Below are 13,232 nucleotides of genomic sequence, written 5' to 3' on the forward strand. Positions count from 1 at the left end.
CACCGCAGCTATTGCCCGGCAGGTGGCCTCAGTCCTGCTGCGGCTCCACGCGCACGCCGCTGACGTCAGCCTGCTCCAGGGGCACCATCGCCGTCCCCCTAGTCATGCGGTGGACCAGCCACACCATGAAGAAGACCGGAAGCCCGATGTAGGAGGACAGCACCGTCCACAGCTCGCCGTTGAAGACCGCCTCATAGTTCTGCCCCAGGATCACCAGGGCGCACATGACGAAGGCCAGCACCGGTCCCAGGGGGAACAGCGGGGCCCGGTAGGGCAGGTCGTCCGGGTTGTTGCCCTGAGCCACATAGGCCCGTCGGAACCGGAAGTGGCAGACCGCGATCCCCAGCCACACCATGAAGCCGGACAGGGCCGAGACGTTGAGCAGCCAGGTGTAGGCCGTGTCCTGTCCCACCACGGCGGTCAGGAAGCCGGCCGCGCCCACCAGCGCCGTCGCCCCCAGGGCGCGCACGGGCACCCCGTGGCGATTGACGTAACCGAACCAGGCGGGAGCCTGGCCCTGCAGGGCCATGGAGTGCAGCATGCGGGTGGAGGCGTAGAGCCCCGAGTTGCCCGCGCTGAGCACCGCCGTCAGGATGACCGCGTTCATGACGGCCGCCGCCGCAGCGATGCCGGCACGGTCGAAGACCAGTGTGAAGGGCGAGTAGGACACGTCCTCGGTCCCGTTGCGCAGCAGCCTGGGATCGTTGTAGGCCACCAGGGTGCCCACCACGGCGATGGCGCCGATGTAGAACAGCATGATCCGCCAGAACACGGTGCGGATCGCCCGGGGGACGTCACGGCGCGGATTGCGGGCCTCGCCCGCGGCCACACCCACCAGCTCGGTGCCCTGGAAGGAGAAGCCGGCGACCATGAACACCGAGACCACGGCCAGGGCACCGCCGTGGAAGGGGGCGTCCCCCTGGGTCCAGTTGGCCAGCCCACCGCTGTGACCCCCGATGATGCCCACGATCATGGCCACGCCCGCGATGAGGAAGACGATGACCGTGATCACCTTGATGGTCGAGAGCCAGAACTCCCCCTCGCCGAAGGCCCGGGCGCTCATGGCGTTGAGCGCCGTCAGCAGCGCCAGGAACACCCCGGCCCAGATCCATGAGGGCACGTCGGGAAGCCAGTAGGCCATGATGATGCCGGCCGCCACCAGCTCGGCCGCCACGGTGATCGCCCAGTTGAACCAGTAGTTCCATCCCATGGCGAAGCCGAAGGAGGGGCTGACGAATCGCGTGGCGTAGGTCTGGAAGGAGCCGGCCACCGGCATGTGGGCGGTCATCTCCCCCAGGGACTGCATGAGCAGCAGCACCATGAGGCCCACGGCCGCGTAGGCCACGATCGCGCCGCCCGGCCCGGCCTGAGCCACTGTGGCGCCCGAGGCCACGAACAGCCCCGTGCCGATCGCGCCGCCGATCGCGATCATCTGCATGTGGCGGTTGGTCAGGCTGCGTCTCAGCCCGCTGTCATCACTGTCGGCCGGCGCGGGGCCCGGCGACGTCTCGTTGCTCATCTCATCCTGGGGCACCTGCTGAGACTAATCCTCCCCGGGCCGATCCGGCCACGGGGAACCGCACACACGCCCCGGGCAGAGCCGTGCCAGGGCCCCATCGGGCCCCGCCAGGTCCCTTCCCGCCCCGGCGACTCAGCAGGTGTGGTCGGCCACGGGCTCGCGCCGGCCGTGGGGGACCGCGCCCCCGGCGGCCTCCTTGAGGTCGGCGCGCAGGTTCTTGGGCAGGGAGAAGGAGATCTTCTCCGTGGCCGTGCGCACCTGCTCGACCTCGCCGAAGCCGAACTCGGCCAGGCGCTCGACCACCTCGCGCACCAGGATCTCGGGCACCGAGGCGCCCGAGGTCAGGCCCACCGTGGTCACGCCCTCCAGCCAGGCCGGGTCGATCTCGCTGGCGAAGTCCACGCGGTGGGAGGCCCCGGCCCCCGCGTCGAGGGCCACCTCCTTGAGGCGCACCGAGTTCGAGGAGTTGCCCGAGCCCACCACGATCATGAGATCCACCTGCGGGGCGATCGCCTTGACCGCCGCCTGCCGGTTCTGGGTGGCGTAGCAGATGTCGTCCCCCGGGGGGTCGACCAGCTCGGGGAAGCGATCGCGCAGCAGGCGCACCGTCTCCAAGGTCTCGTCCACGCTGAGCGTGGTCTGGGAGATCCACACGACCTTGCTGGGGTCGCGCACCTGGACCTGGTCCACCTCGTGGGGGCCGTTGACCACCTGGATGTGGTCGGGGGCCTCCCCCTGAGTGCCCTCGACCTCCTCGTGGCCCGTGTGGCCCACCAGGATGATGTCGTAGTCGTCCTTGGCGAAGCGCACCGCCTGCTTGTGCACCTTGGTCACCAGGGGACAGGTCGCGTCGATCGTGTCCAGGTTGCGGGCGGCCGCCTGCTCGTGAACGGCCGGGGAGACCCCGTGGGCGGAGAAGACCACGCGCGCCCCCTCGGGCACCTCGTCGGTCTCGGCCACGAAGATCGCGCCCCGCCTGGTCAGGGCCTCGACCACGTACTTGTTGTGCACGATCTCCTTGCGCACGTAGATCGGCGCGCCGTAGTGGGCCAGGGCCTGCTCGACGGCGTCGACCGCCCGGTCCACGCCGGCGCAGTAGCCGCGGGGGGCGGCCAGGAGGATGCGCTTGCCGGTGGCGCCGGCGGGCCGGTCGCCGGCCTGGGCGGTGGTCGGCCCGGCGGCCTGCGCAGGATTCCGGTCGCTACTCGGGTCGCCGTCCTGCCCGCGTGTCTGCCCAATCGTCATGGTCACGGCCCCACTGTGCCACAGGGCGCGCGCCGGGCGCAGTGGCGGACATGGCACAGTGGTGCACGTGACAGGCCCGATCAGTCCCGCCGCCCAGCCCCCTGCCCAGTCCTCGGCCCAGCCCGCTGCCCAGTCCGTGGTGCAGCCCCCTGCCCACTCCTCGGCCCAGCCCCCTGCCCAGTCCGCGGTGCAGCCCCCTGCCGGGGAGCGCCGAGAGCTGGCGCCGCGCGCCAACCTCACCACGGCGGACAACCCCTGGCCCCTGCGTCTGCTGTCGGCCAAGATCGACGAGTACGTGGCCCGGATGAGCCAGGTGTGGGTGGAGGGTCAGATCGTCCAGCTCAACCGGCGCCCCGGCGCCGGCATGGCCTTCCTCACCCTGCGGGACGCCGATGCGGATGTCTCCATGTCCGTGGCCGTCTACGCCCGGGTCCTGGACGCGCTGCAGTCCCGCGGCGGGGCGCCTCTGGCCGAGGGCGCCCGGGTGGTGGTGCGCGCCAAGCCCACCTTCTGGTCCAAGCGCGGCTCCCTCCAGCTCCAGGCCGACGATATCCGCGCCGTCGGGGTGGGGGACCTGCTGGCCCGCATCGAGCAGCTGCGCCGCGTCCTGGCCGCCGAGGGCCTGTTCGACGCCGAGCGCAAGCGCCCCCTTCCCTTCCTGCCCCGACGGGTGGGGCTGGTGTGCGGCAGGCAGGCCAAGGCCATGGACGACGTCGTGGTCAACTCCCGACTGCGCTGGCCGGGCCTGCCCTTCGAGATCCGCGAGGTCGCCGTCCAGGGGGACCGCGCCGTGAGCGAGGTGACTCGGGCCATCAAGGAGCTCGACGCCCACCCGCAGATCGATGTCATCGTCGTGGCCCGCGGCGGGGGCGCCGTCGAGGACCTCCTGCCCTTCTCCGACGAGGGCCTGGTGCGCGCCGCGGCCGCCTGCCGCACGCCCCTGGTCTCGGCCATCGGCCACGAGACCGACTGCCCCCTGCTGGACCTTGTGGCCGACTACCGGGCCTCCACCCCCACCGATGCGGCCCGGCGGATCGTGCCGGACCTGGCCCAGGAGACCGTGGGCCTGGACTCGGCCCGCGAGCGCATGCGCTCCCTCATCACCGCGCGCCTCGAGGCCGAGCAGGCCGCCCTGGACCAGCTGCGCGCCCGCCCTGTCATGGCCGACCCCGCCTCGATCGTGCGCGACCGCCTGGCCGAGCTGGACTCGGCCCGCCAGCGCATGCGCCGCGCCCTGAGCCATGCCCTGTCCCTGGCCACGGCCGACCTGCGCGCCGAGCGCGCCCGGCTGACCGCCCTGTCCCCCCAGGGTGTCCTGGACCGCGGCTACGCGATCCTGCGCCTGCCCGGCGGGAAGATCGTCACCAGCGCCGAGGACATCAAGAAGGGCGATCTCATCGAGGGCGTGCTGGCCTCGGGGCGCATGGTCGCCCAGGTGGTGGGCGCCACCAAGCCGGCGCCGCCTCCCGCTGAGCATTCGCCGCATTCGCCGCATTCGCCGCATTCGCCGAGGTAGACATTTTCCGCCCAGGTAGACGCATTCGCCGTCTATCTCGGCGGGAAATGTCTATCTCGGCGCGAGTGAGGGCGGGCCGCTCGCGGCGCCCAGATGCGACGCCCGCAGCTCCTCGATCCTCTGGTCGAGGTCCCCCAGGGCCGCCTCGCGGTCCTCGGTGCTGGGGTCGATGCGGCGCCCCAGGCGGCCGAGCTCGATGAGCAGCGGGATGGTGGCCAGGCCGAGCTCAGTCAGGGAGTAGCGCCCTTGCTTTCCGCGGGTGACCTCCGTCTTGGTCAGGAAGCCCGCCGCCGTGAGGTCGGTCAGACGGCGCGACAGGACGGGGGCGCTGATGCCCTCGTCGCTGCCGGTGAGCAGTTCGCGGAAGGAGCGGCGGTCATGCAGGGCGATGTCGCGCAGGATGAGCAGACTCCACTGGTCCCCCATCATCTCCAGGGTCCTATTGATCGGACATGCCGACCGCGGCGTGGTGATCATCCTCACTCCCAACAGGTAGTTGCACTTCATTACCAGTAACTGTAGCGTAGCACTGGTAACATATTGCAACTACTTGCGAGCGATGCTCGCGTGAGGTGAACACAGCATGCAGGCATTCGTCCTGGAGAAGTACGGCGCCCCCTTCAAGGAGGTGCTGATGCCGCGCCCCAAGCCCGGACCCGGCCAGGTGCTGGTGCGCGTGGCCGCCGCCGGCGTCAACCACGCCGATGAGCGCAGCCGTGCCGGCGAGTTCAAGGCGCTCTTCCGCCCTCGCCTGCCGGTCGTTGCCGGAGGGGAGCTCTCCGGCGAGGTCGTGGCCCTGGGCAGGGGCGTCTCGGGCTTCAGTGCGGGCCAGCCGGTGATCGCCTACACCGGAGCGATTCGGATGGGAGCCTGGGCCGAGTACGTCGTCGTCGACCAGGACGCCCTCGCACCCGCGCCCACGACCGTCCCGCTCGTCGATGCGGCCGCCCTTCCGGTGGTCGGACTCACCGCGTGGCAGGCGCTGGTGACGCTGGGGCGGATCACGGCGGGCAAGAGGGTGCTCATCCACGGAGGCACAGGGGGCGTGGGATCGGTCGCGATCCAGCTCGCCAAGCACTTGGGCGCGGAGGTCGCCACCACGGTCTCGGCCTCCAACGCCGACTTCGCCCGCAGCCTCGGGGCTGATGAGGTCATCGACTACCGCGGCGAGGACTTCGTCTCGCGGCTGGCGGGCAGCCCTGTGGATCTGGTGCTCGACACCCAGGGCGGCGACACGACGATGCGCTCGCTCGAGGTCCTTCGCCCCGGCGGACTGGTCGTTGGCATCGCCGCAACGCCCGACCCGGCGATGGCCGACCAGGCCGGTGCGCCCCTGCCGATCAAACTGGCCCTGGCCGCCATGAGCGCCAGGCTCCGACGCCGCGCCGCCAGGCTCGGGGTCCGTTACCGCTTCCTGTTCATCGAGCCCGATGGCGCGGCGCTGACGACGCTGGCCGGCCTGGTCGACGAGGGCGTGCTCAAGCCCGTCGTCGACCGTGTGCTGCCCTTCGCCCAGACGCGCCAGGCTCTCCAGCAGGTGCTCGCCGGAGGAGCCCGCGGCAAAGTACTGGTCTCCACCAGGCCCGACGCCGTGACCACGGAGGCCGCGCATGCCGCCGCCGATGCCCCCAGCTCCCGGCCAGGGCAGGCAGGAGACAACGCCGGCGAGCAGCGCCCCACCACCTGGTCCGAGACTCCCAACAGTCGGCTCGCCGTCGGCGGGGAGCATCTGGTCTACCGGGACCTGGGACCATTGGGAGGCACTCCCGTCATCCTGCTCACGCATCTGGGAGCCCCCCTTGATGAGTGGGACCCGGCGGTGGTCAATGCCTTGGCCGCCAACCACCGCGTCGTGGCCCTGGAGTTGACCGGCATGGGCAGCTCCACCGGCACCGTCCCGGGGACGATCCAGGAGATGGCCGGCACCGCGCGGGCCATGATCGCCAGCCTTGGATTCGAGCAGGTCGACCTGCTCGGCTTCTCCCTGGGCGGCTTCATCGCCCAGCAGATCGCTCTGGACGACCCTGCCCTGGTGCGCCGCCTGGTGCTGGCCGGCACCGGCCCCGCGGGCGGGCGCGGCATCGACCGTGTCACCGGAGGCGCGTACGTCTACTGGGACATGCTGCGCGGCGCCCTGCACCGCACCGACGCCAAGGAGTTCCTCTTCTTCCCCCGCACCCCTGCTGGCAGGGCCGCGGCCAAGGACTACCTCGCTCGCATCAAGGAGCGCGTGATGGCCCGCAACCGGCCGACGACGCTGGGCCGCCTCAACCGGCAGCTCGCCGCCGTGCGGCGGTGGGGCTCTCAGGAGCCGCAGGACCTGTCGAGGATCACGGCGCCGACCCTCATCGCCAACGGCGACCACGACCGCATGATCCCCTCCGGGCTCTCCGAGGACATGCACCGCCGCATCCCGGGCAGCACGCTGGTGATCTACCCCGACTCCGGCCATGGGGCCGTGTTCCAGCACCACGAGGACTTCACCCGGATCCTGCTGGACCACCTCGAGGCCTGAGGGGCGGTTCTCCGCCCCGCCCTTTCGCCGAGGTAGACATTTTCCGCCGAGATCGACGGAGAATGCGTCTACCTCGGCGGAAAATGTCTACCTCGGCGCGAGTGCGGGCGGGCGCGGGTGAGGGCAGGCACGGGTGTGCACGGGCAGCGGGCCGCAACCTGGGCGCGCCGGCCCGGGCACGGGTGGGGCATGCGAGAATCGGGGCGTGAGTCTCGATCCTTCCGCCGCGTCCGCCTCCTCTCCCGACTCCGATCTGCCCGACGTCGAGTCCCTGACCTATGAGCAGGCGCGCGAGGAGCTGGTCGGCGTCGTCCAGCGCCTCGAGGCCGGCTCGGCGCCCCTGGAGGACTCCCTGGCCCTGTGGGAGCGGGGCGAGGCCCTGGCCGCGCGCTGCCAGGTCTGGCTCGATGACGCCCGCGCCCGCCTGGCCGCCGTCGCCGAGCAGGAAGGACAGGACGGGCAGGACACTCAGGGCTAGCGAGACAGGCCCCGTCATTGCGCCCCGCGGGACGGGCGCCCTCGCTAGGCTGACCCCATGAGAGCGCCTCGAGGCCCTGGCCAGCCGACCGAGGCCTACCCAACTCGGCCGCACCGCCCGCTGTCCCAAAGGAGCACACCCATGAGCGCACCCGGCCGCCCCGGAACCGCCCTCGTCATCGGCGAGGCACTGGTCGACGTCGTCATCCACCCCGGCGCCGAGCCGGTCGACATCCCCGGGGGATCCCCCGCGAATGTGGCTCTGGGTCTGGCCCGCCTGGGCCGGGACGCCGAGCTCGACTGCTGGATCGCCACCGATCCCCGAGGCCGGGCGATCCGCTCCCACCTGGAGGCATCCGGTGTGCGCCTGACCCCCGGGGCCGACGCCGCCGAGCGCACCTCCACCGCCCAGGCCACCATCGGCGCGGACCGCGCCGCCACCTACGTCTTCGACCTGGACTGGAACCCGCCCTACCCCCACCGCCCCGAGGGCGCCGAGGCGCCCCTGCTGGTGCACACCGGATCGATTGCGGCGATCCTGGAGCCGGGGCGGGCCACCGTCGAGCAGGTGCTGCGCGATCACCGCGAGACCTCCACGATCTGCTACGACCCCAATGCCCGCCCCCAGCTCATGGGCTCCCCCGAGCAGGCTCGCGAGATCGTCGAGGGGCTCATCGCCCTGACCGACCTGGTCAAGTGCTCCGATGAGGACATCACCTGGCTCTACGGCGCCGACGCCGACCTGGAGTCCGTCCTGAGGGACTGGCTGGGCCTGGGGGCCGCCGTGGTCGTGGTGACCCGGGGCAAGAAGGGCGCCCTGGCCCTGACCAGCTCTGGCCTCAGGCTTGAGGTCCCGGCCGATCCGGATGTCGTCGTGGCGGACACGGTCGGCGCCGGGGACTCCTTCATGGGCGGTCTGGAGGACGCGCTGTGGAGCGAGGACCTCGTGGGGGCGGACCGCCGGGAGGCCCTGCACGCCCTCGACGCCGCCGCGCTGGAGCGGATCGTGCGCCACGCCGCCGCCATCGCCGACATCACCGTCTCGCGCGCCGGCGCCAACCCGCCCACTCGCGACGAGCTGCCCTGATCTGATCACCGGCCCGCCCCGGCCGCGGTGCGCGGGCCTGACTCGTGGGCCGGGCCCGTGGTCGGGGCTGCGCTCCGAGCGAGGAGCCCGGGCGGCCCTGCCCCTGGGCCCCGCTCAGGCGACGTATCAGGCGAAGAAGACCTCGTCGACCTGGAGGATCTCGAAGGTCTGGGTGGCGCGCACGCCGATGCCGTGGCGCATCATGAGTCCGGCCAGGCCCTCGCCGTCGATGAGCACGGTGCGGATGGCGGAGCGCTCGGCATAGGCCCAGGCGTCGGCGGTCAGCTCCCCGGTGGTGATGAACAGTCCCTGGACCAGGCCTCGGCGCTGGGCCTCGCGGACGAAGGCCTGGATGACGGGCCGCCCGGTGGGCAGGCCCGTGGGCGCCAGGCGCTTGGCCTGGACGTAGATGCGCGACAGTCCCAGGGAGTCATCCTCCAGGACCGCCTCGATGCCGCCGTCGGCCGTGGCGTGAGCCCGGGCCTCGTGCCCCTGGACGCCGTAGCCCATGGCCTCCAGGAGGGTCAGGATGGTGTGCCCGTAGCAGTCCGGGTCCTGGGCGTGGATGCGCTGGAGGAGCTCGGCGGTCACCGACTGGCGCAGGCGCTCGATGCCGTCGGCGATCTGATGGATGGGGTTGGCGACCTCGGCGCTGATGGTGCGCTTGATCGGGACCACGTTGGTGGCGTGGCGGCCGGCCATGCGGCGGCGGGCGACGGCGTACTCGGCGAGCCCGGCCACATCTTCCTGGGTCAGGCCCTCGGGGTACTCGTCGAGGATCTGGCGGCCCAGGTCGGTGATGCGGAACTGGCCTCGCGCGGGCCGCTCAATGGCGTCGATGCGCACCAGGTGGGACAGGGCCAGGGCGGCGCGGCTGTCACTGGGGCGGCGACCGCCCGGCAGCGCCTCGCGCTCGAGATCGGGGACGGTGGGGTCCTGCCCCAGCACGATCCTCTCCAGGACGCGGAACTGCTGGACCCGGCCGTCGTCGAGGATGCGCAGCAGGGGGACCAGGAGCTGCTCCCAGCTCAGGGAGGGCCGCATCCGCGGCTCGCGAGCCTGGGGAATGGCGCGCGTGTCATCGGGGGCGGGGTGCTCTGCGATGACCATGAGCCCAGTCTATGGGGCGGCGACTGTGGCGCGGCAAGTCTCAAGATGGCAACCTTTCGCGCCCATCCCGCCCCCCCTGGCGGGACCGGATCGCGACGGGTCCCACTGGGTCCCACTGGGTCCCGCACCGCGCCGGCGACCGGCGCGGGAGCCTGCGGCGTCGGCAGTGTCGGCAAAGTCGCCAGTGTCGCCAGTGTCGCCAGAGTCGGCGGGGCGACTACTCGAAGTAGTCCTCGTCGACCTCGACGATCCGCACCGTGTGGCGCTCCTGGACGCCCACCCCGTGGCGGATCATGAGGGAGGCCATGGTCCGACCGTCGATGAGGATGATGCGGCCGGCCGTCTCCTCGCGCGCGGCCTGCTCGGCGGCCTCGCTGAAGGCCCCGGTGGTCAGGAAGACGCCCCGGTCGGTCTGCGCGGCCGCCATGGCCTCGGCGAAGTCGTGGACGCCGGGGGCGGTGATGAGGCCCTCCCCCGCGCCGACGCCGGCCCCGGCGCGCACCGCGCGGACGTAGAGGCGGGCCAGCCCCAGGAAGTCCTGGTCGATGACGCCCTCCAGGCCCCCGCCCTTGGCCAGCCGGGCGCGCGCCGCGCCGCCCTCCGAGCCGCCATAGCCCATGGCCATGAGCAGGTCGAGGGCCGCCTGCTCGAAGAACACGGGGTCCTGGCTGTTCATCCGCGCCAGCAGGTCGGTGCCCACCGACTCGTGGAGGTGGTCAAGGACGTGGTCGATCTGCTCCAGGGGGTCGACGGCGGTGGCCGCCGCGTCGATGAACTGCTCGATGACCTTGGCGGCCGGCACGGTCGGGCGCTCCAGCTGGGGCCCGATGTAGCCCGGCAGGCTGCGCAGATGCTTCTCGATCATGCCGGTGGGGTGCTCGTCCAGCAGTTGCAGCCCGATCGGGGTGATGCGGTAGCTCGAGCGCAGGTGGCGCTCAACGGCTCCGCCCTGGGCCAGGTAGGACAGCGCCCAGCCCACGCGGTTGGCGGCCATGGACTCCCCCGAGGAGATGACGACCGCCTGCTGCTCCTGGCTCAGGGCGAGGCGGGCGATGACGAGCCGCTTGATCTCCCGGTTGCGCCGGACCTCGCCGTCGTCGAGGACCTGGAGGACCGGGGTCAGCATCTGCTCCCAGCCGGGGACCGGCACCACGCCGCCCATCAGGCCGAACTCCGAGTCGCGATCGGCTCGCACCCGAGCGCATGCCCGCCAGCGGTCGATACGGCGCAGCCCCTGCCCGCCCACGCTCTCATCGTTATCATCTGTACACCGTACCGTCACCTTCCTGCACGGCGCATCCGATTCAATGCTGCGGCATGCCTCACTCGGGCTCGCCGAGGCGGGCGGTGCTCACCGGGTTGCCGTGCTCGGCGATGAGGCTGATGACATCCTCGGCGCCCACCCAGGCGGTGGCCGTGTTGTCGTTGGGATGGATGCCCATGACTCCGCCGAGGAAGAACTCATCGATGTAGACCTCCACATCCCGGGCCTCGTTGTTGAGCACGGCGAAGGGCCCCACGGCCCCCTTGGCCACCGCCATGCGCGCGGCCAGGTCCGCCTCGGAGGCGAAGGACAGGCGGCGCGAGCCGATGACCTCCTGGATGTGGCGCAGGTTGACCGGCTGCTCGCCGGGGACCACGATGAGGTAGTAGTGGCGCTTCTTGTCGTCGCGGATGAAGAGGTTCTTGGCGATCCGGTCGGGGTGGGGCAGGCCCGCCTCGATCATGGCCTCGATGGTGAAGACCGGCTCGTGCTCGCTGAGCTCGTAGTCGATCCCGCGCTCCTCAAGGAGGGCGATGACGTCCTGGCGTGCACTCATCTGCTGCTGCCTCTCTGCTGGGTGGCCCGGGCCCATCCCCGGGGAGCACCAGGGTATGCGACGACGGCGCAGGGCACCGGCCCTCGGGGAGCCCCGTTCCTTGGTGGTGGTCCTCGATGGTCCGGGGCCGGGCCGGCTGGCGCCGGCATGATGCCCTGTCCCTGTCCCACCAATGATCCGGGGGTTTGACCCGGGGGCTGTCGGCGGCGCGGGGGCCGCCGTGGCCCGGGCCCGCGCAGCAGCGGCGCGGCTCTCAGGGCTGGGGCGGCACCGGCGTGGCGACGTAGACGGACTCCAGGTACTCCCCGATGCCCTCCTTGCCGCCCTCGCGGCCCATGCCCGAGTGCTTGACGCCCCCGAAGGGCGCGCCCGCGTTGGAGATCGTCGCCGAGTTGACCCCGAGCATCCCCACCTCCAGGCGCTCGGCCAGCCGCATGGCGCGACCCGCGTCGCGCGTGTGCAGGTAGGCGGACAGGCCCACGGCATCGGCGTTGACCCAGTCCACCACCTCGCCCTCGGTGCGGAAGGGCGCCACGGGGGCCACCGGCCCGAAGATCTCCTGGGTCATGATCTCGGCGTCGGGCGCCACGTCCACCAGGACCGTGGGCGGGTAGAAGAAGCCGGGCCCCTCGGGGATCCGGCCGCCGATCAGCGCCCGGGCACCGCCGGCCAGGGCGCGGTCTACCAGGCCGGCGACGTCGTCGCGCTGGCGGGCCGAGATGAGCGGGCCCACGTCCACGCCCTCCTCCAGGCCACTGCCCAGGCGCAGGGCCCCCAGCTCGCGGGTGAGGGCCGCGACGAACTCCTCGTAGACGCCCTCCTGGACGAAGACGTGGTCGGCGGCATTGCAGGCCTGCCCCATGTTGCGCATCTTCGTGGCCACGGCCGCGCTGACGGCGGCGGGGATGTCGGCGTCGTCGAAGACGATGAAGGGGGCGTTGCCGCCCAGCTCCATAGAGGTGCGCAGCACATTGTCCGCCGCCTGGCGCAGGAGCGCCTTGCCCACCTCTGTTGAACCGGTGAAGGAGAGCTTGCGCAGTCGGGGGTCGGCCATGAGCGCCGAGCCCACGCCCCGGGAGTCCTGGGTGGGCAGGACCGACAGGACGCCGTCGGGCAGGCCGGCCTCGGACATGATCCGGGCGAAGAGCAGGGCGGTCAGGGGCGTGTCCCGGGCGGGCTTGAGGATGGCGGTGCAGCCCGCGGCGAAGGCGGGGCCGGCCTTGCGGGTGGCCATGGCCAGGGGGAAGTTCCACGGGGTGATGAGCAGGCAGGGCCCCACAGGACGGCGCAGCACCGTGGCCTGGAGGTGCCCCTCGGGCACGCGGAAGTAGTCGCCGCGCACGCGCACGGCCTCCTCGGCGAACCAGCGCATGAACTCCGCCCCGTAGGCGACCTCCGCGCGGGACTGGGCCAGCGGCTTGCCCATCTCCAGGGTCATGAGCAGGGCGAGGTCATCGCTGTAGGTGGTGGTCATGAGCTCGAAGGCCCGGCGCAGGATCTCACTGCGCTCGCGCGGGGAGGTGGCAGCCCACGGCCCCTGGGCGGCGGCGGCCGCATCCATGGCGGCGACCGCATCCCGCTCCTCGGCACTGGCCACCCGCGCCAGCGCCTGGCCGGTGGCGGGGTTCAGGACCTCCAGCTCCCGTCCCGAGGCCCCGGGGACGAACTCCCCGCTCAGGAAGATCCCGGTGGGGATGCGGCTGAGCAGATCCCTGCTCAGGTCATCGAGCTCGCGCTCGGGCGGGCTGTCAGATGCGGTCTTGTCGCTGGCGTGGCTCATCTCTCTTCTCCTTCGAAGGCGCCCATCCATCCTCGCACGGGGCGCCCGGCCCGGGCCAGGGGCGGCGCGGACGAGCCTTTGCGTCGAGAACGAGCCTTTGCGTCAATCACCCCTGTGCTAACCCCCGTCGGATGACGCGAACCCTCGTCCGATACGCAGACCC

Annotated in this window: 11 protein-coding genes; 4 read left to right on the plus strand and 7 right to left on the minus strand. The window is 71.9% G+C overall.

The annotated features are described in order from the left end of the window. Positions 1–28 precede the first annotated feature (28 nt). The gene (locus EL266_RS00395) at positions 29–1,519 is read right to left on the minus strand and encodes an amino acid permease (protein ID WP_034515623.1); all 1,491 of its coding nucleotides are present in this window, start codon (positions 1,517–1,519) and stop codon (positions 29–31) included. A 132-nt stretch (positions 1,520–1,651) separates the two neighbouring features. After that, positions 1,652–2,770 carry a 4-hydroxy-3-methylbut-2-enyl diphosphate reductase gene (locus EL266_RS00400; protein WP_232012055.1) on the minus strand — a complete coding sequence of 373 codons (1,119 nt, stop codon included), beginning with the start codon at positions 2,768–2,770 and terminating at the stop codon, positions 1,652–1,654. Positions 2,771–2,951: 181 nt separating this feature from the next. On the opposite strand from EL266_RS00400, the gene xseA reads away from it, so the two are divergent. Continuing rightward, positions 2,952–4,280 (plus strand): exodeoxyribonuclease VII large subunit, encoded by a 1,329-nt coding sequence (gene xseA / locus EL266_RS00405; RefSeq protein WP_408608504.1) that lies wholly within the window; start codon positions 2,952–2,954, stop codon positions 4,278–4,280. Positions 4,281–4,331: 51 nt separating this feature from the next. Here xseA and EL266_RS00410 read toward each other — a convergent pair whose 3' ends face one another. Further along, on the minus strand, positions 4,332–4,709 hold the full coding sequence (locus tag EL266_RS00410; RefSeq protein ID WP_232012056.1) for a winged helix-turn-helix transcriptional regulator: 378 nt from the start codon (positions 4,707–4,709) through the stop codon (positions 4,332–4,334). A 154-nt stretch (positions 4,710–4,863) separates the two neighbouring features. Here EL266_RS00410 and EL266_RS13550 point away from each other — a divergent pair, with 154 nt between their 5' ends. The 3 genes from EL266_RS13550 to EL266_RS00430 all read left to right on the plus strand — a co-directional run bounded on the left by EL266_RS13550 (position 4,864) and on the right by EL266_RS00430 (position 8,359). Continuing rightward, entirely contained in the window at positions 4,864–6,795 is a 1,932-nt protein-coding gene (locus EL266_RS13550; RefSeq protein WP_232012057.1) for an alpha/beta fold hydrolase, read from the plus strand. A gap of 205 nt (positions 6,796–7,000) precedes the next feature. Next, positions 7,001–7,273, plus strand: a complete 273-nt coding sequence (locus EL266_RS00425; RefSeq protein ID WP_026427918.1) for an exodeoxyribonuclease VII small subunit — start codon at positions 7,001–7,003, stop codon at positions 7,271–7,273. A 141-nt stretch (positions 7,274–7,414) separates the two neighbouring features. Then, positions 7,415–8,359: a carbohydrate kinase family protein gene (locus EL266_RS00430; protein ID WP_026427917.1), complete on the plus strand. Its 945-nt coding sequence runs from the start codon at positions 7,415–7,417 to the stop codon at positions 8,357–8,359. Positions 8,360–8,485: 126 nt separating this feature from the next. Here the strand turns inward: EL266_RS00430 and EL266_RS00435 are convergent, their stop codons facing one another. From EL266_RS00435 to EL266_RS00450, 4 genes are all read right to left on the minus strand, one after another. Continuing rightward, on the minus strand, positions 8,486–9,469 hold the full coding sequence (locus tag EL266_RS00435) for a restriction endonuclease (protein WP_051281416.1): 984 nt from the start codon (positions 9,467–9,469) through the stop codon (positions 8,486–8,488). 217 nt (positions 9,470–9,686) lie between these two features. Continuing rightward, positions 9,687–10,715, minus strand: coding sequence for a restriction endonuclease (locus EL266_RS00440; protein WP_197719254.1), 1,029 nt, complete (start codon positions 10,713–10,715; stop codon positions 9,687–9,689). A gap of 76 nt (positions 10,716–10,791) precedes the next feature. Then, a complete protein-coding gene (locus EL266_RS00445) occupies positions 10,792–11,289 on the minus strand; it encodes a prolyl-tRNA synthetase associated domain-containing protein (protein ID WP_034515541.1) in 498 nt (165 codons plus the stop codon). Positions 11,290–11,542: 253 nt separating this feature from the next. Further along, a complete protein-coding gene (locus tag EL266_RS00450; protein ID WP_084501103.1) occupies positions 11,543–13,069 on the minus strand; it encodes an NAD-dependent succinate-semialdehyde dehydrogenase in 1,527 nt (508 codons plus the stop codon). Positions 13,070–13,232 lie beyond the last annotated feature (163 nt).

The organism is Actinomyces slackii (assembly GCF_900637295.1).
Classification (GTDB): domain Bacteria; phylum Actinomycetota; class Actinomycetes; order Actinomycetales; family Actinomycetaceae; genus Actinomyces; species Actinomyces slackii.